This is a genomic window from Streptomyces sp. NPDC031670, from assembly GCF_055580545.1.
The window spans coordinates 19,833-41,728 of record NZ_JBVILC010000034.1 but is presented as its reverse complement, the minus strand read 5'-3'; the positions used below and the strand labels follow the sequence as shown (position 1 = coordinate 41,728).

At 70.7% G+C, this 21,896-nt stretch carries 20 protein-coding genes; 16 read left to right on the top strand and 4 right to left on the bottom strand.

Annotation, left to right across the window (positions count from 1 at the left end):
• Positions 1 to 5: 5 nt before the first annotated feature.
• Both ACZ5ID_RS35190 and ACZ5ID_RS35185 read left to right on the top strand, forming a co-directional pair.
• Positions 6 to 629 (top strand): hypothetical protein, encoded by a 624-nt coding sequence (locus ACZ5ID_RS35190; protein WP_468906370.1) that lies wholly within the window; start codon positions 6 to 8, stop codon positions 627 to 629.
• Positions 630 to 676: 47 nt separating this feature from the next.
• The gene (locus tag ACZ5ID_RS35185; RefSeq protein WP_468906367.1) at positions 677 to 2,161 is read left to right on the top strand and encodes a hypothetical protein; all 1,485 of its coding nucleotides are present in this window, start codon (positions 677 to 679) and stop codon (positions 2,159 to 2,161) included.
• Positions 2,162 to 2,239: 78 nt separating this feature from the next.
• Here the strand turns inward: ACZ5ID_RS35185 and ACZ5ID_RS35180 are convergent, their stop codons facing one another.
• Positions 2,240 to 3,487 carry a hypothetical protein gene (locus tag ACZ5ID_RS35180; RefSeq protein ID WP_468906364.1) on the bottom strand — a complete coding sequence of 416 codons (1,248 nt, stop codon included), beginning with the start codon at positions 3,485 to 3,487 and terminating at the stop codon, positions 2,240 to 2,242.
• A 43-nt stretch (positions 3,488 to 3,530) separates the two neighbouring features.
• On the opposite strand from ACZ5ID_RS35180, the gene ACZ5ID_RS35175 reads away from it, so the two are divergent.
• The 7 genes from ACZ5ID_RS35175 to ACZ5ID_RS35145 all read left to right on the top strand — a co-directional run bounded on the left by ACZ5ID_RS35175 (position 3,531) and on the right by ACZ5ID_RS35145 (position 9,379).
• Positions 3,531 to 4,802: an ROK family protein gene (locus tag ACZ5ID_RS35175; protein WP_468906362.1), complete on the top strand. Its 1,272-nt coding sequence runs from the start codon at positions 3,531 to 3,533 to the stop codon at positions 4,800 to 4,802.
• A 108-nt stretch (positions 4,803 to 4,910) separates the two neighbouring features.
• Positions 4,911 to 5,294: a hypothetical protein gene (locus ACZ5ID_RS35170; protein ID WP_468906359.1), complete on the top strand. Its 384-nt coding sequence runs from the start codon at positions 4,911 to 4,913 to the stop codon at positions 5,292 to 5,294.
• A gap of 181 nt (positions 5,295 to 5,475) precedes the next feature.
• The gene (locus ACZ5ID_RS35165) at positions 5,476 to 5,994 is read left to right on the top strand and encodes a hypothetical protein (protein WP_468906356.1); all 519 of its coding nucleotides are present in this window, start codon (positions 5,476 to 5,478) and stop codon (positions 5,992 to 5,994) included.
• A 251-nt stretch (positions 5,995 to 6,245) separates the two neighbouring features.
• Entirely contained in the window at positions 6,246 to 7,205 is a 960-nt protein-coding gene (locus ACZ5ID_RS35160) for a hypothetical protein (RefSeq protein ID WP_468906353.1), read from the top strand.
• Entirely contained in the window at positions 7,202 to 7,462 is a 261-nt protein-coding gene (locus tag ACZ5ID_RS35155; RefSeq protein WP_468906351.1) for a hypothetical protein, read from the top strand. The genes ACZ5ID_RS35160 and ACZ5ID_RS35155 overlap by 4 nt, the downstream gene beginning before the upstream one ends.
• 195 nt (positions 7,463 to 7,657) lie before the next feature.
• Positions 7,658 to 8,434 carry a DNA cytosine methyltransferase gene (locus ACZ5ID_RS35150; protein WP_468906348.1) on the top strand — a complete coding sequence of 259 codons (777 nt, stop codon included), beginning with the start codon at positions 7,658 to 7,660 and terminating at the stop codon, positions 8,432 to 8,434.
• Between the two features lie 186 nt (positions 8,435 to 8,620).
• On the top strand, positions 8,621 to 9,379 hold the full coding sequence (locus ACZ5ID_RS35145) for a hypothetical protein (RefSeq protein ID WP_468906345.1): 759 nt from the start codon (positions 8,621 to 8,623) through the stop codon (positions 9,377 to 9,379).
• Between the two features lie 182 nt (positions 9,380 to 9,561).
• Here ACZ5ID_RS35145 and ACZ5ID_RS35140 read toward each other — a convergent pair whose 3' ends face one another.
• From ACZ5ID_RS35140 to ACZ5ID_RS35130, 3 genes are read right to left on the bottom strand one after another with little or no spacing between them, the layout of a single operon-like run.
• Entirely contained in the window at positions 9,562 to 10,047 is a 486-nt protein-coding gene (locus ACZ5ID_RS35140) for a hypothetical protein (RefSeq protein WP_468906343.1), read from the bottom strand.
• Between the two features lie 10 nt (positions 10,048 to 10,057).
• Positions 10,058 to 10,894 (bottom strand): hypothetical protein, encoded by an 837-nt coding sequence (locus ACZ5ID_RS35135; protein ID WP_468906340.1) that lies wholly within the window; start codon positions 10,892 to 10,894, stop codon positions 10,058 to 10,060.
• A complete protein-coding gene (locus ACZ5ID_RS35130) occupies positions 10,891 to 12,333 on the bottom strand; it encodes a hypothetical protein (RefSeq protein WP_468906337.1) in 1,443 nt (480 codons plus the stop codon). Before ACZ5ID_RS35130 ends, ACZ5ID_RS35135 begins: the two co-directional genes overlap by 4 nt.
• Positions 12,334 to 13,030: 697 nt before the next feature.
• Here ACZ5ID_RS35130 and ACZ5ID_RS35125 point away from each other — a divergent pair.
• Genes ACZ5ID_RS35125 through ACZ5ID_RS35095 form a run of 7 tightly spaced genes read left to right on the top strand, consistent with a single transcriptional unit; the run spans position 13,031 to position 21,819 of the window.
• Positions 13,031 to 13,963 (top strand): conjugal transfer protein, encoded by a 933-nt coding sequence (locus tag ACZ5ID_RS35125; protein ID WP_468906335.1) that lies wholly within the window; start codon positions 13,031 to 13,033, stop codon positions 13,961 to 13,963.
• Positions 13,960 to 14,301, top strand: coding sequence for a hypothetical protein (locus ACZ5ID_RS35120; RefSeq protein WP_468906332.1), 342 nt, complete (start codon positions 13,960 to 13,962; stop codon positions 14,299 to 14,301). Before ACZ5ID_RS35125 ends, ACZ5ID_RS35120 begins: the two co-directional genes overlap by 4 nt.
• Positions 14,298 to 14,879 (top strand): hypothetical protein, encoded by a 582-nt coding sequence (locus tag ACZ5ID_RS35115; protein ID WP_468906329.1) that lies wholly within the window; start codon positions 14,298 to 14,300, stop codon positions 14,877 to 14,879. The genes ACZ5ID_RS35120 and ACZ5ID_RS35115 overlap by 4 nt, the downstream gene beginning before the upstream one ends.
• Positions 14,876 to 17,566, top strand: coding sequence for an ATP-binding protein (locus ACZ5ID_RS35110; RefSeq protein WP_468906326.1), 2,691 nt, complete (start codon positions 14,876 to 14,878; stop codon positions 17,564 to 17,566). Before ACZ5ID_RS35115 ends, ACZ5ID_RS35110 begins: the two co-directional genes overlap by 4 nt.
• Positions 17,566 to 17,904, top strand: coding sequence for a hypothetical protein (locus ACZ5ID_RS35105; RefSeq protein ID WP_468906323.1), 339 nt, complete (start codon positions 17,566 to 17,568; stop codon positions 17,902 to 17,904). The genes ACZ5ID_RS35110 and ACZ5ID_RS35105 overlap by 1 nt, the downstream gene beginning before the upstream one ends.
• A 1-nt stretch (position 17,905) precedes the next feature.
• Entirely contained in the window at positions 17,906 to 20,671 is a 2,766-nt protein-coding gene (locus ACZ5ID_RS35100; RefSeq protein ID WP_468906320.1) for a hypothetical protein, read from the top strand.
• Between the two features lie 38 nt (positions 20,672 to 20,709).
• Positions 20,710 to 21,819 carry a C40 family peptidase gene (locus ACZ5ID_RS35095; protein WP_468906317.1) on the top strand — a complete coding sequence of 370 codons (1,110 nt, stop codon included), beginning with the start codon at positions 20,710 to 20,712 and terminating at the stop codon, positions 21,817 to 21,819.
• Positions 21,820 to 21,896 lie beyond the last annotated feature (77 nt).

The window sequence follows — 21,896 nt, the reverse complement described above, 5'->3', positions numbered from 1 at the left end:
TCGCCATGCTCCGTTCCGAACTCCGCCTCCATGCCCCCCTGCTCGTTGCCCAGGCCGCCGTCAGCAACCACACGGGCCTGATCGCCCGCGCCGGTCTCGCCATGCCGGCCGCGCCGTTCGGCTCCCCCGCCTGGCAACTTCCCTCCTTGGTCTCCTACCTTCACCGCCTCCACCAGCGCGAGGAGGACCCCTCCCCCGAACTGTGGCGCGCGCACACCGAACGCCAGACCGGCCCCGTGCCCCGGCCGCACATCCGCTACCACGGTGACGGCCTCCACGATGCGGACGCGGTGTGCGTGCTCGACATCCAGCTCGGCCCGCGCGACGAGGACACCGGCTGGCCCGCCGCCGACCTCGCCGTCATCGAGCAAGAGGAAGGCGCCTGCCCCTTCGGGCGCGTCACCCGCCGCCACGGGGTCGAGGCGATCGCCGCGTACACCACCCAGGAGCTGACCGCCGAGCACGCGGCGCTGATGGACCGCGCCCGCCAGCACCAGGACGCCGCCTTCGCGCGCCTCTCCGGACTGGCCCAACGTGCCGCCGAGTGGGCCGACAAGGTCCGCGCCGCCGCGCACGCCGATGCCGTCCACGTCCAGGCCGACCACGCCCGGTCCCGCATCACCCGCTGACCGCCCCCGCACACCCGCGCCTACTGCCGCCGTTGGAGGCCTGCGCCATGTACGAGTTCGAGCCCGCCTCTCCGACCTTCGCGCTCTCCGACACCATCGTCGAACACCGCCTGCACGGCCGGGACCGCACCCACGCAGACCTGCCCGGCGGCTACCGGCTGACCCTGCGCACCCGCCAACTGCACGGCCAGCTTGAGGCCGCCCTGGCCGCGCCGCCCACCGGCCCCGCCCGGATCTGCACCGCCCGCATCAGCGCCCACACCCCAACGCCCGTCACCTCCCGCATTCTCGACACGGTCACCCGCTACGCCCCGGCCCTGCCCGACGCCCGCGACGCCCACCCGCCCCTTCAGGCCGTTACCCGCCTGCTCACCACCGGCGCCCCCTTCCAACGGCCCGGTGAGCCGGGACTGTTCGTCCAGTTCGGACATGCGGAAGCCTGGCTGGAAGGCAAGCGGCTCAGCGTCACCCTGGGCACCCCCGGCAGCGGACTCAGCCTGGTCCTGGGCGGCCCGTGGGACGCGCCGTCCACCGCCCGCCTCACCACGGCCGTCCTGCGAGCTGACCGAGGCCGACCAGGTCGCCGGCCAGGTCGCCTCGCTGCTGCAGCCCGGACCGTGGCAGGTCCTGTCCAACCAGTGGCACCCGGACGCCGCCCTCGTCCAGCCCGCATCCCGCCGCGTGGACCCGGAAGACCCGCTCGGCCGCCGTGCCTCCCGGGCCTGCGTGAGGTCCAGCACGACCTGAGCGCGGCACAGCCGAACTGGGACTTCCAGGAACTGATCTCCGCCGACGGCTCGGCCATGGCCCTGCGCATCACCCCGCGCGATCGCGCTGTCCCTCGCCTGGTCCGCAACGTGGTGGGCGACGGCGCCTTCGACCCAGATCAGTTGGGCAACGCCCGCACGACGTTTCTCCCCGCCGGCCTGCCCCCACCGCCCGACTTCGCCCCGGCCAGGCATCCCCACGAGGTCCCGTCTCTGGACCTCCAGGTCGCCCCGAATTGCGAGGCCTACGCGTACGGCGTGAAGCTGGAACTCGGTGACTGGGCCTACGCCTTGGACCCCCGAGTGGTCTTCTACGGGCCCGGCTGGTACCCCTTCCACGAGCACGTGACGCGCCGGGAGAAGGACCCCACCGCCCCGCTCAACGACCGCGAAGTGCCCACCGGACGCACCGTTCCCGCCCGGGTGCGGCTCTCCCCCGACGTCGCGGACTTCTCCTGGGGCAACGAGTACGTACAGCTCACCCCCGTCGACCACCGGGTCGAGGCGCGGCTGCACCTGTACGTCGGCCAGGAACAGGCCCGCACCCTGGTGCGCACCGTCACGCTGGAGGTCGATCTGCGGGCGCGGCGGGTGGTGCTCCCCGTCCAGATGCCCGCAGATCTGCGCCACCAGGCGGAGGTCAAGGGCCGGCGGATCCTCGATCTGCTGCTGGCCGCGCGACACGAACGCGCACAGGGGGCGAGGGGGCCGCGGGCTGTCCTCGGTCCCTGGGACCGCGGCGACCCGCCCAGCGCGGACGCCTGACGCGGTCGCCGACCGCGTGAGCCACGCCCGCTCGCCGTTCGGTCCCGATCGCCGTCCAGCTTCCGCCTGATGTGGGGCTCATGCGGTGATCTCCCGTTCGGCGTTGGCGGCCCGCATACCGGCGATGAGCTTTCGGATGGCTGGCGCCTTCTGACGCGTCCGGTGGAGCTGGTAGAGGTGCTCGTGGCCGCGTCCGACGACGCTCTTGCTCGGGTCGACCACCAGAGTCGACCGCTGGTTCTCGTCGAGTGTCTGCTGGTGGCGCTCGAGGAAGATCTTGACGAGGCCGAGGTGTGCGCCGGAGGCACCGACGAACTCGATGTAGGTCTTCTTGAAGGCATCGAGGGTCGCCACCAGGGCGGGCGGCGCGGCGACGATCGCGCTGGCGATCTGCGTGGTGTCGGCGGCGAGCAGCGCCGCCTCGTTGGGGAAGTCGAGGGCTTCGCCGAGGAGGCCGACTAGGGAGCCCCGGCTTCGGTCGGCGGCCAGCATCACGCGATCCTCGGGCGTCTGGTAGGTGCAGAAGCTGTCCACGTAGTCGTAGTAGGCGGAATCGGCCGTACCGAGCAGCACGTCTGTGGCCACCATGTCGCCGATGTAGGCCGCGTTCGGCGGCGTGTACGTCTCGCCGAAGATTTTCGTGGTGGGCAGGAAATGTCTCATCGTGCAGAATTCGGTCGGTGTCATGCTCGCGGCGCCGTCGGGGCCACGCCGGAAATCGGCGTACTGATGGTGGCTCGACTCCATCGCCGCTGCTGCAGTGAGCAGAAGCCGCAGGGCCTGCGAGCCGTCGGCCGGGACCTGGCCGTTGATGATCGGCCGCACCGCGTCATTGGTCGTCCGGTGGAACAGGGCCTGCGACTGTACGGAGCGTATGAACCGGGTCTCGAATCCCTCATTCGTGAACGCGAGGAGCTGCTGGCCGGTGTTCTGCATCCAGTACAGGTCCTGGTCGAGGTACGGCACACGCTCGTCGCCCGCGACGATCTCGAGCGCCTCGGCCAAACCCGGCAGTGCCTGATAAACCGCGCCAGGAGTACCGCCACGGCTCTGCGAGTGCCCCTCGGCCGAGCACGCTACGAACCCGAGCAACTGATGCAGCCGCCGACGAGTGGGGGCGTCGATCCGGCCCGCGGTGACTTCGACGCCGCGTAGCGCGGGCCGGATTTCCGCAGCCCAGGTGCCGAGACTGATCTTGCGGTCTCGGCAGACGACGTTCAGATCAGGGAGCTTGTCCCGTACGAGCTGTTCAATCTGTGCCACGTGCACGTAGGGGGGTTGCAGGCGCTCGGCCCTCGACCGGCGCGTAGAGCTCGTCGTGGTCATGAGCGTCTCCTCGCTGAGCTGCATCACGGAGGAAGGTGATTCCATGCGATTCTTCGCAGCAGAGGACAGGCGTGCGGCGCTCCACATGAAGCTCGCCGAGCAGGTAGAACCTGATCTACTCGCGGCGGTGATCAGCGCCGGGGACAGTCCCATGTCCCGGTTGCGATACGTCACCGAGTCCGGACTATCCGCGCCCACCGTGAGTCGGGCGGCCCGCGCCTTGATCAAGGATGGACTCCTGACTGAAGGCGAGCAGTTCCCGATCGACCGCCGGGGCCGGCCTGAGATCACCTTGAAGGTCAACCCGAAGCACCTTCATCTCGGGCTGGTGGTCGAAGACGACGCCGAGCTAGCGGGGGGAAGCGCTGGAGTCCGGGTCGTTGCAATGCCCATCACTCTCGATGGGAAGCCGTTCGAAGGCATGTCGCCCATCGCGGTGCCGATCAAGGCACGGAAGATCCCTGACCTCATCACGGCTGCGGTCGACGCCGTTCACCAGCTGCGCCAGAAGGTCGAAGAGAGAGGAGGGGGCGTCGAGGGCGTTGGGGTGACGCTCGGAGGACACATCTCGGATAATTGGGTGCAGTACTCGTCGAACATCGGGAGCGAGCAGGACCAGCCTTCCCCGTTGGGAAACCACCTCCAAGAAGCCATCCAACTTCCGGTCATGATCGAGAACGACGCCAACGCGCTTGCCCGGCGGCACCTGTGGTTCACGCAGGAGCCAAGTTCGACTTACGCGATCGTCCTGCTCAAGTCGGATGGCATTGGCTGTGGAATCGTCGCGGACGGGTCCGTCTTTTCCGGTGCTCGGGGCATGGCTGGGGAGTTCGGCCATCTGCCTATGGGCCCCGGTGGTCCTGCGTGCCGCTGCGGGAATCATGGCTGCTTGGAGGCCATCGCGACTCCTCGCGCCATCTCTCGGTCCCTGGGGTTCGAAGGCTTGGATCAGGTGAGCACAGCCGCAGCGAACAACGATGAAGCCGCGGCCCGCGTTCTCGGTGAAGCTGGGAGCTGTCTAGGGCGAGCACTAGCAATGCTGATCAACCTCGTCGATCCTGGGAAACTCTTCCTCTTGGGAGTTGATGAATTGACCGACCGTCAGACGAACTCAGCGGCGGCGGTTTACCTGGACGCCATGGCGGAGGCCGTAGAGAAGCACGTGTTCCGCAGCGCCCGGGATCGCTACGATCTCGAGCACATCTGGGCGAACGTCACTGTGTCGGGTCTTCCCACGGAGACCGAGGCCACTGTCGCAGCTGCTGTCCAGTGCATCCAAGAAGACGTCAATTCTCGCTCTGATAACCGCGGCTGAACTCGACGAGATTCGCGTCATCGTCTACCCGCTCGACGACCTGGACGAGCGGCCCGGTCCTGGCGACCGCGAGGACGGGCAGCCGGCCCGCCCGGCCGGTCCGCGTTCGTGCGCGGCGCCGACATCCCGAGCGGCCCGACAACCACCGCGCTGCGCGCCGACTTCCTCGCCGCGCTCGGCGTGCTCAAGGTGTCCACCGCCGACCAGCTCCAGCGCCTGCTGCGCCCGCACCTGACGACGAACAAGGCGATCCGCCAGGCGCTCGGCGACCTCCAGCTGCACGGCCTGGCCTCGGACGGGAACACCGCCGCCCGGCACAAGACGTGGCGGCTGGAGGGAGCGGCCGGGGGTCGGCGTGACGGCCATCTGCCCGGGGTGCGGGATGTCCTGGACGGCCCGGCGGCGAACATCCCGTCTCGGCAACGTACTGCTCTCCCGCCTGCCGCAAACGGGCCTGGCAAAGACGGCGCACCCCCACAGCGCGGGGTGTGAGGCCGCGCATCGGGCGGCCATGAGGCCGCTCCACGCGCGGGGGACATGCGCCCCTTCTGGCGGCTACATAGAGTTACCAAGATTTCAGCGAAACAAGGACACCGGGGAAGTTGACGCAACACGCACAGAGTTGACAGGGAAAGCTTCTGCTGTTTCCCGGTGTCGATGGGGGCCATGGACCATGGACGCGCACCTGGACCGGATGCGCGCCCATCCGGACATCGCCGGACGGGTGCTGCGCCTGGAGTACACCTCGGTCAGCCTCAACCCGCAGGCGAGGCTGTTCGGCCGGCGCAGTCTGCTGGAGCAGTTCGACCCCGGCCGGGCCGCCGACCGGCCTGTGCTCGCCGCTTCCAAGGAGGAGCTCGCCTGCCCGTGGGCGCTGTACCACGTGCGCCGGATCCTGCCCGTCGCGAAAGCGGACCCGACCCGGCGCCGGCGGGCGCTGCGCTCGGCGGAGCGGGTCGACGTGGGCCGGGCATCCGCTCTCGGCCGGAGGCTGCAGAGCTTCTCGGAGCGGCACGGCGTCCCGGTCGAGGTCGACGAGCGCTACGGGAGGGTGCGGGCGTGGGTCCAGCGGCGCGGGCCGGAGCTTCCGACCGTGGAGGAACTGATGGTCACCGCCCCGTTCCACGTCCGGGACAAGAAGCTGCCGCACTTCGAACGGAAGTGGGCCGCACATCGCGGCAGCCGGTCGTGACGTGCTCTGGGTGCCGGCGAGATTGACAGCCACCCAACAAGAGCGTCATATTGATTACGCGAAACAAGCGGCAAAAGCGGTGGGCGGCGGAAGGCACCCTCTCACGAGGGTGTCGGCCCAGAGCGGCAACCCCGACCGAACGTCCCGCCGACCACCTTCACCAACTCGACTCGCCCGACGGCGCGTGTGCGCCGAAGGACCAAGAGGAGCAGGCCCTCAGTATAGGGCCGGGATCCGAACCGGAGAGTGCAATGTCCAAGGCCCTGAACCCGCAGCGTCGCGTCGTCGGCGACCGTGCCGTGGTCAACCGCGACTGGATCCGCGAGTTCACCGGCGCCAGCGTCGGTACCGCGGCCCGCTGGTACAAGATCCGGCTCGAGCAGCCGGAGGAGCACCGCCACCCGGAGAAGGAGCGCATCGACGGGAGCGACTTCTATGACGAGCAGCAGTTCCGCGACTTCTACACCTGGTTCCAGCAGGAGAAGGCGAACAAGGTCCTCAAGGCCGACCCTGAGCTGCACCAGGCCGACCCGGAGGGCGTCGTCTCCATCAACACGGCCGCCAAGTGGCTGGGCTTCAACGGAGCCTCGGCCATCCGCAAGTACCTCAAGGACAACCCCGACTACTTCCCCAAGCCCCTCGCCGAGCCGGTCGAGGGCCCGACCGGCCGCATGATCCCCGCCTTCCGTGTCGGCGACCTGCAGGACTTCGACAAGAAGCGCACCGGGGACAAGCTCGGCAAGGCCGGCCGCCGTCCCGGGCCCCAGGCCGACGCGGCCGTCGGCCGGCCCTCCGCCCTCGAGGAGGCTCTCGCGGCCGAGCTGAGCGCCCGCACCGGCGGTGAGCCGCTCACCGCCACGCAGCTCGCCGAGCAGTACGCCGCCCAGGCGATCGACCGCGACGGCTACCACCCGGGGCTGGCCGCCGAGCTCAGCGTGCAGCACGGCGGGCCGCAGCGGTCCTGGGAGTACGTCGTGCGCACCGCCCTCGCGCACCGCCCCGCGGCCGCGCCGGCCCGCTCGGAAGCCGACCGGCGGGCGGCCGTCGCCCTGGCCGCCCTGCGCGAGCGCGGCGACATCCGGGGGCTTGCCGCCTCCCTCGCCCGCGAGCACGGAGGCAGCCCCGACGTCTGGTCACGCGCCGTGAACGCGGCACGCGGGATCGCCGACTCGACCCCTGCTCACCCCACACCGAAAGACGAGCCCCGATGACCAGCTACCAGCTCCGCGACCCCACCACCCGCCAGCTCCTCGCCCGCAACCTGGCCGACTACGCCGCGGCCGAGGCCGCGGCGGACCACCTCGACGACGAACTGGAACATGCCCTTGCGACCAACGGCGAAGGCGCCGGCCGCATCCGGCTGCGCCTGGACGTCGAGCGGGTCACCGACGGCATCACCGAGACCGTCGGCCACCACGTCCTGCTCCTCGGTGTGGACGACGTGCCCGACCTGCCGACCGCCGTGTGATCGCCGCGCGCGAAACACGTACCGCCGGCCACCGACTACCGCGGTTGGAGTGCAGCTGTGGCCCCCGGCCCACCGGGGCCACAGCTGTGAGCAGAGTTGCCAAAGCCCCGAGAAGAGTGTATAATTGATTTTACAGTCGGGCGCGGCAACGCCCGGCTGACGGCCTCACCAACTCCACTCGCGAAGGAGTCACTCGTGCTGCGGTTCGCTCCGGTGCTTTCGTCCCTCGAACTGGCCCGCCTCAAAGCCTCTCTGGGGCCCATCCCGTTCATCGACCTCTTCTGCGGCTGTGGAGGCAGCAGTTGCGGCTTGGAAGAGGCCGGCTACGTGCTTGAACTGGCGATCAACCACGACCCCGTGTCCGTATGGACGCACCGCACCAACCACCCGCACGCCGAGCACAAGTGCGAGGACATCCACAGGTACGACAAGCGCAACCTGCCACGCACCCGCGTGGTCTGGGCCTCCATCCTTAACCGGGCGTGCGGTCACCTGGAGCTGACGCCGCTGACCCGCCCGGTCGGCGACATCATCAACTGGGGTCTGCCCGGCCAGCGCGTGAGCGACGGCCGGCCCAACTTCAACAAGTTCAAGCCGTACGCGGCCGCGACACGGGCCCGGATCGCGGTGGGCCTGGAGCGGTTCGGCACTGACCCGTACATCGTGATGCTCCGCAACCATGGCACCGCCCTGCCGATCAGCGGCCCGGTGCCCGCGCTCGCCGCGCAGGGCCGCCACCACGCGCTGATCGTCCCGATCGGTCGCAAGGGCGCCCCGCGCACCACCGCCGAGCCGCTGACCACGGTGGCGTGCAAGCCGCACCACTCGCTGGTCATCCCGGCCCCGACGGTGGACGACTGCACGCTGCGGATGCTGGAGGTGGAGGAGCTCAAGCTGGTCCAGCGCTTCCACGAAGAGTTCATCATCCAGGCAACCAGACCGAGGCGATCCTGCAGATCGGCAACGCGGTGAGCGTCAATGCCGCGCGCTGGCTGGTCGAGCGGCTGCTCCCCAGCCTGGCCCTGGCCGCCTGACCGCCCTTCCCCCGCGGCGGTCTGGAACCCTCCCGGTCTCTGACCGCCGCGCTCCCTGTCGGCCCGGTGCGGCAACGCCTGGCCGACGGATTCCACCGACCCGCTTCACCGGGGAGTTCCGTTCATGTCTCAGCAGACGGGCCGCGGCCGCCGAGCCTTCACTGTCCGGCGTCACGTCGTCCAATTCAGTGGCGGCATCGGGTCCTTCGCCGTCGCGGTATGGGTCGCCCGGAAGTACGGCACCCGCAACCTCACCCTCCTGATCGCCGACACGGGCATCGAGGACGACGATCTGTGGAGGTTCGCCGACGACACCAGCAGGCTGCTCGGTGTGCCGCTGACGAAGGTCGCCGATGGTCGCACCCCGTGGGAGGTTTTCCGCGACGTCCGGTTCCTCGGCAACGACCGGCTTGCTCCCTGCACCCGCCTGCTCAAGCAGGTGCCTTGCCGGGAGTGGATGGAACAGCACGCCGACCCTGCCGACACGCTGGTGTACGTGGGGATCGAGAACAATCGGCGCGATCGGGCCCGGATCCCGGCGATCGCCCGGAACTGGAAGCCCTGGGTCACACGCTTCCCGCTGTGCGGGAAGTGGGAGCCGGCCCGGACCAAGGAGCAACTCTTGGACGGGGCCCGGGCCCTGGGCGTCGCACCGCCCCGCCTGTACGAGCTCGGGTTCAGCCACAACAACTGTGGAGGCACGTGCGTGCGCGCGGGCCAGCGCCAGTGGAAGCACTTGCTGGAGGTCCTGCCCGAGCGGTACGCGTACGCCCAGGAGCGGGAGGAGGAACTGCGGCTACTGCTCGGCGACGTCAGTATCCTCCGTCGCCGCCGTGGCGGCGAGGGCCGGCCCCTCCCACTGAGCCTGCTGCGCGAGGAATAGCCGGTGCTCAGCACGACGCCCCAGGCAGGTGGCCTGGGGCGTCGCCGTTCACGGGTCAAGGTGGGCCGCCCGCACGGCGGCTGATGAGCCGATGCAGCATGCGCCGCAGTTCTGCCCGGACGGCGCGCGATTCGTATCCGAACACGTCCGCTCCCCCTCACTGCGGCCGAGCTCATCTCCCCTCAGGCGCGCCGCTCCACCAGCGGGGGCAGGAGGCTGTCCCCCGGCCAGAAGGGCTGCTCGGTCGTAATGCCGGTGAGGAACACACCGACTTCGTCCAGGACCGCGGCGCGCTCCGAAGATCCGTAGACAACGAAATCGCCGGCTGCGGCGTCATAGGCGCGGACGTGGCTGTGGGGCCCCGTGCAGGCGAGGGCACGCGCGACCTCGGGCAGGCCGAGGCCGAAGGCATCGCAGTCCCCGGAGCGGACGAGCTGCAGCGGCTCGGTAGTGACGCTCTCCCAGTCGCCGACAGTGGACCAGTCGGCGCCTCCGTTCAGTTCGTGGGTGAGGGTGGCCAACGGGATGATCTCGTCCGGCTGCCTTCCCCGGGTGAGAAGGTCGTGGATGCAGGCGCCGTCGGGCTGGCGCACCTGCGGGTGGAGCAGCGAGTCGGTGGCCACCACGGTGGTGTTGATCTCCTGGGCCCCAGGGCCTCCTCTTCGCACACGAGCCGTACTACCCCGAGTGCGGGCCGGGGAGCCGCTCAAGGTCGCGGGTCTGGTCGTCGTCGGCGGTGGCGGCCTCGTGGGCGCTGCGATGGATGCTCTGGGCGACCTGGCGGGCGAGTTGCAGCATCAGCCGCTCGCGGGCGATGAGGCCGTCTGAAACGGCGCGTGTGTCCCGGGCCTGGAGCAAACTGGCGGCGTCCCACAGCAGGTTGTGGCCGATCTCGGCCGAGCGGCGTAGTTCGTAGCGGTCGCTGCCGGCGGCGGCCTGGACGAGCGAGGTGTGCAGGGCGGCGAGGCGCTGCAGGTAGCGGCAGGCATCGTGGCCTTCGACGATGTGGACGTGTTCGCGGGCCCGGCTGTCCAGCCGGTCGGGCACGTGTTCGGCGAGCAGCGGGGCGAGGAGCATCGCCGGCAGGGCGACGTCGACGGGGACTGCGTGGCTCAGGGCGAACAGGCCGGCAACCAGACTGACGAGCGCGACGGCCGCGGTGGAGAACCGCAGGGAGCCGGGGATCCTGTCCAGGGCGATGCGCTGGGCGGGGCGCCTGGTCAGCCAGCGCAGAGCAAGGCGCTGCGTACGCGTCGCGCCGGGGGTGAGCACCGCGATCCGATGGGGGATCTCGGGCGAGCTGCCGTCGCCGGGGACGGTCCAGGCGAACCAGCCCCATGGGGTCCGCTCGTGGACGAGCACAAGTTCGCAGGCGGCCGAGCAGGTGTGGTCGCGGACGTGGCCGGTCCGCAGGGCACGGGAGCGTTCTCTGTCCCACCTCCGCGGGTCGCGGGTGAAGGGGCGCTCGTGGTCCGCGGGCGTGGTCGGCGATGGTGTGTGGGGCGTGGCTGTCACGGGCTGATTCCTTCCAGGTAGTGGTCGGTCAGGGCGGAGGCGCACGTGGTGCAGCGGCCGTCGCCGTCGGGGTGGGCGCGCCGCGGTGTGGGGCCGGGGCAGGTGCGGCAGAGCGGCCAGCCGAGGCAGGCCGGGCAGAGGTCCTCGCCGGGGGCGGTTCCGGGGACGCCGCAGCCGGCGCATTCGGTCAGAGCCCGGTAGGTCAGGGCCTCGCTCACCGTGCGGGCGGCGGCAGAGCCGGTCATCGGCTGCGGCGGCGGGTCGTCCCACGCGGGCGCGTCATGGTGGTCGGCCGCGAGGGTGGGCGGCGGGTAGGCCTGGGCGGCGCGCAGGCGGGCGGCGACGATCGCGCCGACTGTGGTCCGTACCGGATGGGGCAGGGGCCTGTCGGCGATGACGTGCCGCAGCTGATCGCGGCTCCAGCCGGATTCCAGCATCACGGTCACGACGCGGCCTTGGTCGGTCAGCGCCTGCCCTGTCAGCAGCAGCTCCGGGCGGGCTGCCCCGAGTTCGAGCAGCAGCCGGATTCCCGCGTGCATCTCAGCCGTCGCGGGCGCGGCCGGCGGGGGCGTCGGAGTGTCCGTCCAGTCCGTCCGTCCCGGTGTGCGCGTCGCGTCGCCACGGCACGGACGGAGGGGTCTGGTGTTCTGCTTGTTGGTCTTCTTTCTGTTGGTGTTCTTAGTGGACCGATCAGCCAACGTAGGATCAACCACTGGTGGAAAACCCGACTCTGGTTGTGACCTGCTGCTTTGCAGAGCGGGCAGGTCGGTGAGGACATACGCCGCCGCACCGAGGATGCCGTCTGGGCCGCGCTCGCGTTCCCGCACCAGGAAGCCGTGCTTCTCCAGCTCCTTCAGCCCGCTCTTGACGGCTGAGTCACCGTCGCGGCCACGCCGGGCGATGGCGGCAACCGTCATCCGCCAGCCGTCCCGATGCGTGGAGAGCAGTCCGAACAGGCCCTTGGCCTTGAAGGACAGCCGGCGGTCGCGGAAGAGCCCATTGGCGATCTGGGTGAACTGATCGGCCGACATCACGCCCCGGCGAATCCCTGCCGGGAGGCCGCCGACTCGCTCGGCCCCGGGGGACGTGACCATAACGTCGGCTTCGATCAGCGCGATGTCCACGGTGGCCGGCCGGTCGGTGATGCAGTAGACGATCTCGCCGAGGGTGCCGTCCGGGCGGCGCAGGCGTTCACGGATCAGGTAGCCGTGTGCCTCGAGCTCCTGCAGGCCGGTGCGTACCGCTTCGCGTCCGTCCGGGCCGAGGCGGACGAGGTCGGTGACCGTCACCTGCCAGCCGTTCCTGTGCGTAGAGACGTACCCGAAGAGCCCCTTGGCTTTGAACGACAGTCCGGAGTCACGGAACAGCGCGTTGGCGATCTGGGTGAACTGTTCGGCCGACATGGCTCCCCGGCGGCTCCCTGCCCCGAAGCGGCTCACCGCCGTGTCCCTGGCGCATGCCGCGCGTAGTGGACACAGCGGCGCACCGGCCCCGCCGCAGTGTGGCGGCTGGGGGCCCTGGACGCGGAGGCGTGCGTGTGTTCCATGGCGTCAGCTCACCCGCCGACCCCGACCAGGCTGACGGCCACGAGCCCCGACCATCGGTCACGATGCGGCAACGGAGCCGTCTAGCTGCCATGGTCGGGCCGTCCATGAGCCTTCAGCCCGGGTGGTCAGTGATTGCGCAGCCGACTGCGCAGGCCGGACGGGCCATGCGCGATCGGGCTGCGCAACTGGAACGGGGATCCTGCGCGGTCGAGTTGTGCCGGGGCGGCTGCGCAGTCCGCCCTGACTTCCGGATCTTCCCTTGCGCAGCGCAGATCTGTCTGGCGCACTGCGAAGGTTCTGTCGCGGCCCGGCCGGCTTCCGTCTGCGCATCGGTGTCCGGGTCCTGTAACCGGGCGGCAGGTGATCGCACAGCGGTCGCCGGTCCGGGGGAACAGCGCCGGACGAGATGGCCTGTCGTCGGCTCCCGGCTGACCCGTGGTCGGGGTCATGGTCGGCCCGACCATGACCCCGACCACGGACTTCGTGTCCCCATCGTGACCATGGTCGGGGGTTCGTGGTCGGTTGTCGGGTCGGGGTCGACGGGTTTTCTCAAGGTCAGAACATCCGCCCCTGACCTGGGAGTTTGACCATGTCCCCTGGCAAGCAGGCCTCACAGAGCGAAGCCGCTGCTCCGATGGCGGCCGGCGCACGGCTGGAGGCGATGCGCCGCCGCGTACGCCTCTCACGCGTGGCGGTCTGGACCGTCATCGCGGCCGGCCCCATCGCCCTCTGCCTCGCCGTCGTCTCCACCCCGACCACGGTCGCGGCGGGCCCCGCGACCAAGCCCGCCGCCGTGCGCACCGTGACATCCGCCACCGACCCGGGCGGCTATGCGCAGGTGTTCGTCGGCGCGTGGTTGCGCAGCGACGCGAACGACGAGACGACTGCGCAGGCGCGGCTTGCGCAGTCGATGGCGCCGGATGTCGAGCTGCCCGGCCCGGCTGCCGGTGCGCAATCGGCGCCGAGCTCCGTGACGGCGGTGCGCAGTGCGCAGCGCGGCACCGGCTCGTGGTCAGTCACGGTGGCGGCGCAGTACGCAGGCGGATCGGTGCGGTACTACGCCGTGCCGGTGGCCGCCGACAGCACGGGCTCCTCGTTCACAGTGACCGGTGCCCCCGGCGTGGTGGCCGGCCCGGTCCGGGCTGAGGTACCGAAGTCGCCGTACGCCGTGACCGTCCCCGCGGGGCATCTGTCGTCCGCCGTAGGGGAGTTCCTCACCGCCTACCTGACGGGAGCTGGCGAGGTCGACCGCTACCTCGCTCCCGGAGTCAAGCTCACCGCCGTCGCCCCCGCCCCGTACACGTCGGTCTCCGTAAAGCAGGTGCTGGCCGTCGAGAAAGCTGCGGCTGCGGAACAGGTGGCGGCGGACGGCACGACGGTGCGGGTCACGGCCCGGGTGGAAGCCCGGGACGCAGGCGGCCGGTGGCCGCTGGCGTACGGGCTCACGCTCAAGGCCCGGTCAACCAGGTGGGAAGTTGCCGCCCTGGAGTCCGGGGCTGCCCAGGACGGGGGTGCCCGATGAACACCGTGCACGGCCTGGTGCTCGCCGGACAGCTGGACGACCTCGGCAACTCGTGGATCTCCATGTTCCAGCAATGGGCGACCAAGGGCCTGCAGGCCGGGCTGATCTGCCTCGTCGTCGTCATCATGATCCAGCGGTTCAGCCTCAAGGCCGGGATCGGCGCCTTGCTGCTGCTGATCATCGCGCTTGGTCTCTACAACGCGCGCAACGACCTGGCGAACATGTTCACCGACGAGGTGAAGAACCCGTCCAAGGGCGCACCCGCCGCTCCCGGGATCGTCCATTCCGAACTCCCCGTCTCCCGCGACCACACGCCGGACGTCCGAGGCTGGCTGTGAGCGCGACAACCACGGCACGGGTGGGCCGCTTCTACACTGCCGCCCGCCGCCATCCGTGGGTGCTGGGCAAGGTCGCCGACTGGAAGATCCCGCTCGGCCCCTACACGCCCGCGCAGATCGCTGTCGCCGTCGGCGGCGGCTTCCTCCTGGTCAAGACGATCAGCTGGTGGTCGTGGATGGGGCCGGTCCCCATCGTCGGGTGGGGCCTGGTCATCTGGATGGTGCGCCGGCCAAAGATCCGGGGCCGTGCCCCGATACAGGCCGCACTCGGTTGGGTGCTGCTCGGCTGGCAGCCCCACGGCGGGCGGATCGGTGGGCGCGCCGCCCGCGACCGTGCTGCGCACCCGCTGCTCGGCGGCTTCACCATCGAGGACACGCCCGCCCCCGTCCCCGCTGCGCAGGCCGCACCCTCCCGTGCGGTGCAGCGGCGTCCAGCCCGGGCGCCGCGCCCCAGCCCGCCCACAGACCGCTCGACCGCACCCCGCCGCACACCGGCGCCTGCTCCCGCAGCGGCGGCAGGGCCGGTGTCGGGTGTGCAGCAGCTGCTCGTGCTCGCCCAGCAAGGGGGTGCGCGGTGAGGGTTCCCATCCGTCACATCGCCGGGCACCTGGTGTGGTCGACGCTGGGCGGTGTGTGGGCGGTCTACCGCCTGCACCCGGGCCCCGACGCGCAGGGACGTCGCGAGGAGACCGTCCAGGGCACCTACGTGCCCGCCGCCGTCCGCGACGAGCAACTGGCAAAGATCACCCACTTGGTGCGCTCGCTGTCCGGGGTCCCGCGCCTGTACGGTCTGTGCGCCCAGGTCGACCCGGGCGAGGTCGCCCTCAGGATGATCGAGGGCATCGAGCCGGCCGAGGACGCACCCGGTGCGGGCCGCCACCCGTGGGTGGAAGACGTCGAGGCCGCCCTCGACCTGCTGGATGAACAGGAGATGCACCGCCGCACCCTGTGGCTGGCCGTGCCCCTGCAGACCGAAACAGGCGGCCTACAGGTGTCGGCGTCGCTCGGTGCTGCGTGGGCCGAGGTCGCACCAATGCTGGGCATGCGCCCGGCGCCGGTGGCCCGGCGCGAGGTGAACGCGTATCGCGAGCAGGCATCGCGGGTGGAGGCCGCGCTCGCCGGCGGTATCGCTTTCCGCCCGGCCCGGCCGGCGGAGATCGTGTGGATGATCCAGCACGCCCTGCACCGCGGCATGGCCGAGCCGCTGCTGGCGGAGTCCGAGACCAGCGAGTTGTATGGCGGGCAGCTGCGTGACGGAGTGCTGCGCTCCCCCAGCTACGCCGACCTGGGCCAGGTGCGCCTGCAGGAAGGCGGCATCGACCCCGAACTCGACGACGTCGACAAACTTAAGACCGCCGGGCAGATCACACGATCCGGGCGGAAGGCCTGGTGGCGGGTGAACACCGGCTCGCCGCTCGGGCGGCGCTGGCTGCAGGTCGAGTGCGAGACAGGGGTGGGCTACCAGGCGCAGTTGGCGCTGGCCGAGTGCCCGCCCACGGTCAGCCAGGACGCCGCGGACCTCTTCGCCCAGCTGGAGATGCTCGACTTCCCGGTGGACTACACAGTCGACATGACCTTGGTGCCCGCGGAGAAGGCCCGCGACCAGGTCCGGCGCAAGAAGAACGAGCTGATCGACCAGGCCGACCAGTACGACGCCCGCCCCACCGGCATGCCCGCTTCCCTGACCGAGGCCGCCCGTGATCTGGGCGAGCTCGACACTCGTCTGTCCCGCACGTCGGTCGAGGTGGAGGTGCAGTCGGTGACCGTGCTGACGGTGTGGGGGCCGACCGCCGCCGTCTGCGACGCCCGGGCCCGCGCCCTGGCCGCGCTGCTCGGCGGCGCCGACTACCGGGCCGTGCGCCCGGCCGGCCTGCAGGAGGCCCTGTTCACCCTGGGCCTGCCCGGCACCGTACGGCCCGGTGTGGTGCGGGAGTTCACCCAGCACCAGGTCTCAGAAGACTGGGCGCTGGGCGGGGCCTTCACCGCCGCGGAGGTCGGCGACCCCAACGGCATGTTCCTCGGCATCGACCTGGACTGCGGTACCACCCGCCCCGTCATGATCAATGTGGCGGATGCGCCCAAGGTCGACGCCTCCGCCTCCATGGGCATCGTCGGAGACCTCGGCGCGGGCAAGAGTGTCCTGCAGAAGCTGATCGCTGAGGCGGTGTGGGCGCGCGGCGGCTGCGCGATCTGCATCGACCGGACCCCCGTCCGCGAGTGGGCCACCTTCGCCCGCACCGCCGCCAGGGGTCGCGTACAGATCATCGACGCCGCACAAGCCGAGGTGTCCATCGACCCGCTTCGCATGTTCGACGGTGCTGAGGGCCGCCACTACGCCCTGTCCTACCTCACGCTGCAGCTGGGCATCGGCCCGATGAGCACCAGCGGCGAGGTCCTGCACCACGCCGTCGAACAGGCCACCGCCGGCGCACAGCCGTCCATGCACCGTGTGCTTGAGGTCCTCGAGGACCTGGCCGCGCGCGAGGCGGGCAAGCGGCAGGACGCCGCTGCCACCCTCGCCGGCCTCATCAGGGTCGTCGCCACCAACCCTCTGGCCCGGATGGTCTTCGACCCGACGCTGCCGCCGGTACGGCTGGACGCCTCCAGCGCCTCCGACATGATCGTGATCACCACGGCGGGGCTGAAGCTGCCGCCGAAGGCCGCGTTCGACAAGCCAGAGGTCCTGCACCAGCAGCCGTTGGAGGCATTGATCGGGCGCGCCGTGCTCTACCTGATCGCCGCGATCGCCCGGCAGACGGCTTTCGAGGATCCCGAGCGGTTCACCGCGGTGGTGCTGGACGAGCTGTACTGGCTGACCTCGTCCGCTGAGGGCACGGCTCTCGTGCACGAGATCCTCCACGATGGCCGCAAGCACGGCGCGGGACTTCTGGCGGGTTCGCACGACGCAGAGGAACTCGGACCCGACCGTGGGCTGATGGCCTACCGTGCCCTCACTCGCACCGCAGATCGCGAACGTGCCCGCCGGGGGTTGGAGTTCGTCGGCCTCGACCCGGGCGACGGCGAACTGCTGCGGCTGGTGACCACCGGCCTGTCCCCCGTCGGCCACAAGGGCCGGGAGGGTGAGTTCCTGCTGACCTGCCCGCGGCAGAACACCGGCCGCATCAAGGTCTCCATCCCCCGCATCCCGCGCATCGCCGCCTCCATCACCACCACACCAGGACGCCGCACGGGCTCTGCCCCACCCTGCGTGCCGGAGCCGCTCGCCGGTGAAGCCGTGCAGGCCCGTCAAAGGGAACACCTCTGATGACTACTTCTTCCTGGGACCGCTCGCGGCGCGTAGCCGCCGGGAGCGTCCTGGCCGTGATCGTCGTCGTGGTTGCCGCGGTCGTGCTCGCCCTGGGGGCCGGCGTGCCGGACGCGTGGTGGCCGCACACCGGATGGGCCTTTGCCGCTGACACTGCGCACCCCTGCACCCAGATCGCGGGCCCGGCCAAGGCATCCTGCGAGCGCGGCGCGGCGAGCTCCGCCTCCGGCCAGCATGACGCGGCCGGCGGGGTGTGGAGGCTGCTGCCGGCCAGTGCAGGCCTGGGTGCTCTCGTGGTGTGGCGGCTGCGCGGCACCGCTGGGCAGAGGCGGCGCTGACGTGTTCCGTCCCGATCGCGCGGCTCTGCGTTCCGCCGGTTTCGTCGTCGAGCTCACCGGCGTGTTTCTCCTGGTGAACACCCAAGTCGTCTACGCAGCGAGCAGCAGCGGCGAGACCGGCGACCTGCTGGCGCCGCTGAACATCGCCTCCTCCGAGGGAGTACCCATCGACGGGTATGACCTGAACGCCTCCGGCGGCTTGATCGTCGCCTTCAGGAGTCAGGCCCTCGCCTTCGCCCTGTCCGGCCTGTTCACCCTGATCCGGCTGCTGGTAGGCCTGGCCGGGTGGGCCGTCGAGATGGCCTTCCGCTTTCCGCTACTCATGATCCTTTCCCATCCCGCACAGAAGGCAGCGGACACCTACAACCAGGTCGTCGTCGACACACTCGGTCTGAAAGGGCTCTTGCTGGCCTGGGCGTTCGTCTTCGCCGCGTTCATGCTGGTGCGTGGCCGGATCGGCCGGGGCCTGGGGGAAATCTTCCTCACCCTGCTGATCGGGGCGATCGCTGCCTCGGCACTCATCCGCCCGGACACCATGCTCGGCCAGTCCGGGCCCCTGGGGCAGGCCCAGCAGGTCGGCACGGAAGTGGCGCAGCAGAGCATGGCCGCCTACGACTGGGGCGGCAAACTCGCCAGCCGCGGCCCCTGCGATGCCATGGCCGGCAACGCCGAACGGACCTGCCTCGCCCAGCCGGGCCACCAGAGCACCGCCGCCGCGGCGGTAGCCCGCCCACTGCAGGACTCGCTCACCAACGCTTTGGTCGTCAAGCCGTACATGCTGCTGCAGTACGGGCGCATCCTCGACCCCGGCAAAGCCGCCGACCGCCAGGCCTACGCCGTGCACCTGAAGTGGGTCAGCGGCGGCTACAAGCCCAAAGGCGATGTGCCGGGCGGGCCGTGCAGCCTGATCAAGGGCCCGGCCAAGCAGTACTGCCTGGCCGGACAAGGCGGCGCAACCCCCAGCGCCGACGCCTTGCCGTCCCTGACCGCAGCGGGTGACCTGCTGGATTCACCGCACCCGGTCCTGGGCGAAGACGACCAGGAATTCGCGGCGTTCCTCGCCGATCTGAAGAAGGCCGGGCCGGTCGGCAAGGCCTGCGCGGCTTACGCGGAAAAGCCCACCTGGTGGCGGGTGGGCGGCGCTGGACTGCTCCTGGTTGCCGCACTGTTCGTCTGCGGCATGCTGCTCTCCAGTACGGTCGTGCTGCTCGGCACTCAGGGCATCTGCGCGGCCGCAGCGGCCGTCGGCGGCGTCACCTTCGTCGCCGCCATGCTGCCAGGACCCCCGCGGCAGAGCGTCTGGAAGTGGCTCTCCCTCTGGGGCATCGCGGTCCTGGCCATCATCGGCATCTGTGCGTTCATCCCGTTCTTCGGAATCGCCGTCGACGCCACCCTCACCCATGGCCCGGACCTCATGGTGGAGCGGATCCTGCTCATCGACGTCCTGGCCATCGCCGGGGCCGCCGGACACCGCCGCCTGCTCAGCGGCATCTCCTCCTTCGGGCGCCGGATGGCGATGCGGATGCACTACGCCAAGATCGGCGGCACCCACCTGCCCGGCGACACCTCCGAACTCGGGGCCGCGCTCGCCATGAACTCCCCCGCAGCCCTGGGCGGCTACGGCGGCGGACTGCGCCTGTTCACCGGAACAGGCGGCGGCCGGTACGGGATGCTCGGCACCCGCCAGCGCCTTCTCGGCGCACTCAGCTCCCTGGCCGACGGTACGGGGATGCCGGTGGACACGGGCGGGATCCTCGCTGATGCCAGTGCCGAGGCCGGACGCGGACTCGCCCCCCTCACCGCGGCCGCCGCCATCGGCGGGCTCGGCGCGCGGCTCGGCGCCAGGGGCGGGCACTGGCTGCTGATCGGACGACGGCCAGACAAAGAGCAGCTGGCCCAGTGGCGCAAACCCACCGCGGATGGAGATGCGCACGGTGGCGGCCCGTCGGGTGGAGGGAGCGATGGTTCGGGCGGCACGGGTCCGCGTCAGCCGGGCGGACCACCGGACCGCTACCGCGACGCCGACGGCCAGATCATCGACCGCAACAGCGGCAAGGTGCTGCACGACCAGCACACCGACCGCACCCTGCTCTCCACGCGGGCCCACAACCGGCTGGTCCGCTACCGCGGTTACCGCATCCTCCATCGAGGCGGCCGGGCCGCGTACGGGGCGACCGTTGGACTGCCGGCCGATGTGCGCCGCGCGCGGTCGGCCAGCTCGCGCTACTCGCAGGACGCCCGCCAGCAGGTGCGGGTGTGGGGCAACACCGTCCGCGAAGACGGCCGGGCGTGGGGCGACACGGGGCGCCACGCCGCCCGGGTGATCCGCGACCACACTGACGACAGCGGCAGTAATGGACCGTTCACCAGCCGCCGCCTGCCGATCGCAGCCACGCCAGCAGCCACCCTCGGCCCGGCACGCCGTCTGCGGCCTGCGCCCACCGGTCGTCCGTCGGGCCGTCCGGCCTCTGCCCCACCGCTGACCACGCCTGCGAGCGGGCCCGCAGCGACTCCGCCTGCGGCACCGCTCCCTGGCCAAAACGGCCCTGCGCCGGAGCCTCGGTCTGATCTCGGCTGGCCCGGGCGTCCGGCGCGCCATGGCCCGAATCGGTCCGTGCCGGTCTTCCCCGGCGGAGGCGGCGCTCGCAACAGCACCCGTGACGAGGCGCATCGCCGGTTCCAGGACCTGATGCGGCGCACCGCGTCCGATGCCGAGCGTCGGCGCCAGGAGCGGGCCCGGCAGCCGGAAGACGGTGAGGACGCGTGAGGCCGTCTGGGCGCCGTGTGGGGCGGTGGGGGTGTGTGGTGACGCTGCTGCTGTTCGCCGCCGTGTGCTGCGCCGCGCCGGTCGGGAACGCACTCAGCGCCTACGTCGCGTTGAAGACGGGTCAGCAGGACGACGGTGGGATCGCCGAGGGCGGCAGTGCCGCGGACATCCCGGCGCGGATGCTGACCGCTTACAAGAAGGCAGTCCAGCAGGTCGGGAAGTACGTGCCCACATGCCAGGGCATGCGCTGGCCGTTCCTCGCCGGCGTCGCCAAGGTCGAGTCCAATCACGTGGTGGGCCGCAACATCGCCGACAACGGCGACATCCGCCCGAAGATCTACGGGGTGCTCCTCAGCGGCTCCGGTGCCGGCGGCAACACCACTGTCTTCTCCGATACCGACAACGGCAGGTGGGACGGCACCGCCACCGGTGAGCGCGCCGTCGGCCCCTTCCAGTTCATGCCTTCCACCTGGGAGTCGGTCGGCAAGGACGGCAACGGCGACAAGATCGCCGACCCGCACAACTCTGACGACGCGGCGCTCAGCGCTGCGATCTACCTCTGCGGCAACGGCCGTGACCTGACCAAGCCTGACCAGCTCAAGGCCGCGATCTGGCAGTACAACCACTCAGGCGCGTACGTCGCCAACGTGCTGGGCTGGATCGACCAGTACACGGCGGCCGCCAAGGGCCCGGACCTGAAGAGCGTCTCGGGCAAGGTCCGCGCCGTCGTCGAGGCGGCGCTCTCCCAGCGAGGGGTGCCGTACTCCTGGGGCGGCGGCAACGCGAGCGGCAAGTCGTATGGCATCTGCTGCTCCCCCAGCGGCAAGAGCGGCGCGGGCATCGAGGGCTTCGACTGCTCGGGCCTGACGCTGTACGCGTATGCCAAGGCCGGTGTCAGCCTGCCGCGTACCGCAGCCGCGCAGGCCGGTGTCGGCCAACGCATTCCCGCCAGCCTCGGCACCGGCGCTCTCAAGCCGGGCGACCTTGTCTTCTACGCCTACGCCCCCGGCCGCGATTCCACGATCTACCACGTCGGGATCTATGTCGGCAGCGGGCAGATGATCAACGCCGCCCGTCCGGGCACTGTCGTCCGGCTGGACTCGGTCAACGCCATGTCCGGCTTCGCGGGGGGAGCGCGGCTGCTGTGACTACCACCCCACGCTCACCGCGCCTGCTGTTGCTGAGCACTGCCCTGCTCGCCATCGCCGGCGTCGCCCTGCTGGGC

Bases quoted from the DNA above. Each gene is read 5' to 3' on its own strand.
- ACZ5ID_RS35155 (WP_468906351.1), top strand. From the start codon at position 7,202: ATGACCAGCTACCAGCTCCGCGACCCCACCACCCGCCAGCTCCTCGCC.
- ACZ5ID_RS35185 (WP_468906367.1), top strand. From the start codon at position 677: ATGTACGAGTTCGAGCCCGCCTCTCCGACCTTCGCGCTCTCCGACACC.
- ACZ5ID_RS35165 (WP_468906356.1), top strand. From the start codon at position 5,476: ATGGACGCGCACCTGGACCGGATGCGCGCCCATCCGGACATCGCCGGA.
- ACZ5ID_RS35160 (WP_468906353.1), top strand. From the start codon at position 6,246: ATGTCCAAGGCCCTGAACCCGCAGCGTCGCGTCGTCGGCGACCGTGCC.
- ACZ5ID_RS35105 (WP_468906323.1), top strand. From the start codon at position 17,566: ATGACTACTTCTTCCTGGGACCGCTCGCGGCGCGTAGCCGCCGGGAGC.
- ACZ5ID_RS35145 (WP_468906345.1), top strand. From the start codon at position 8,621: ATGTCTCAGCAGACGGGCCGCGGCCGCCGAGCCTTCACTGTCCGGCGT.
- ACZ5ID_RS35120 (WP_468906332.1), top strand. From the start codon at position 13,960: ATGAACACCGTGCACGGCCTGGTGCTCGCCGGACAGCTGGACGACCTC.
- ACZ5ID_RS35175 (WP_468906362.1), top strand. From the start codon at position 3,531: ATGCGATTCTTCGCAGCAGAGGACAGGCGTGCGGCGCTCCACATGAAG.
- ACZ5ID_RS35180 (WP_468906364.1), bottom strand. From the start codon at position 3,487: ATGACCACGACGAGCTCTACGCGCCGGTCGAGGGCCGAGCGCCTGCAA.
- ACZ5ID_RS35125 (WP_468906335.1), top strand. From the start codon at position 13,031: ATGTCCCCTGGCAAGCAGGCCTCACAGAGCGAAGCCGCTGCTCCGATG.
- ACZ5ID_RS35190 (WP_468906370.1), top strand. From the start codon at position 6: ATGCTCCGTTCCGAACTCCGCCTCCATGCCCCCCTGCTCGTTGCCCAG.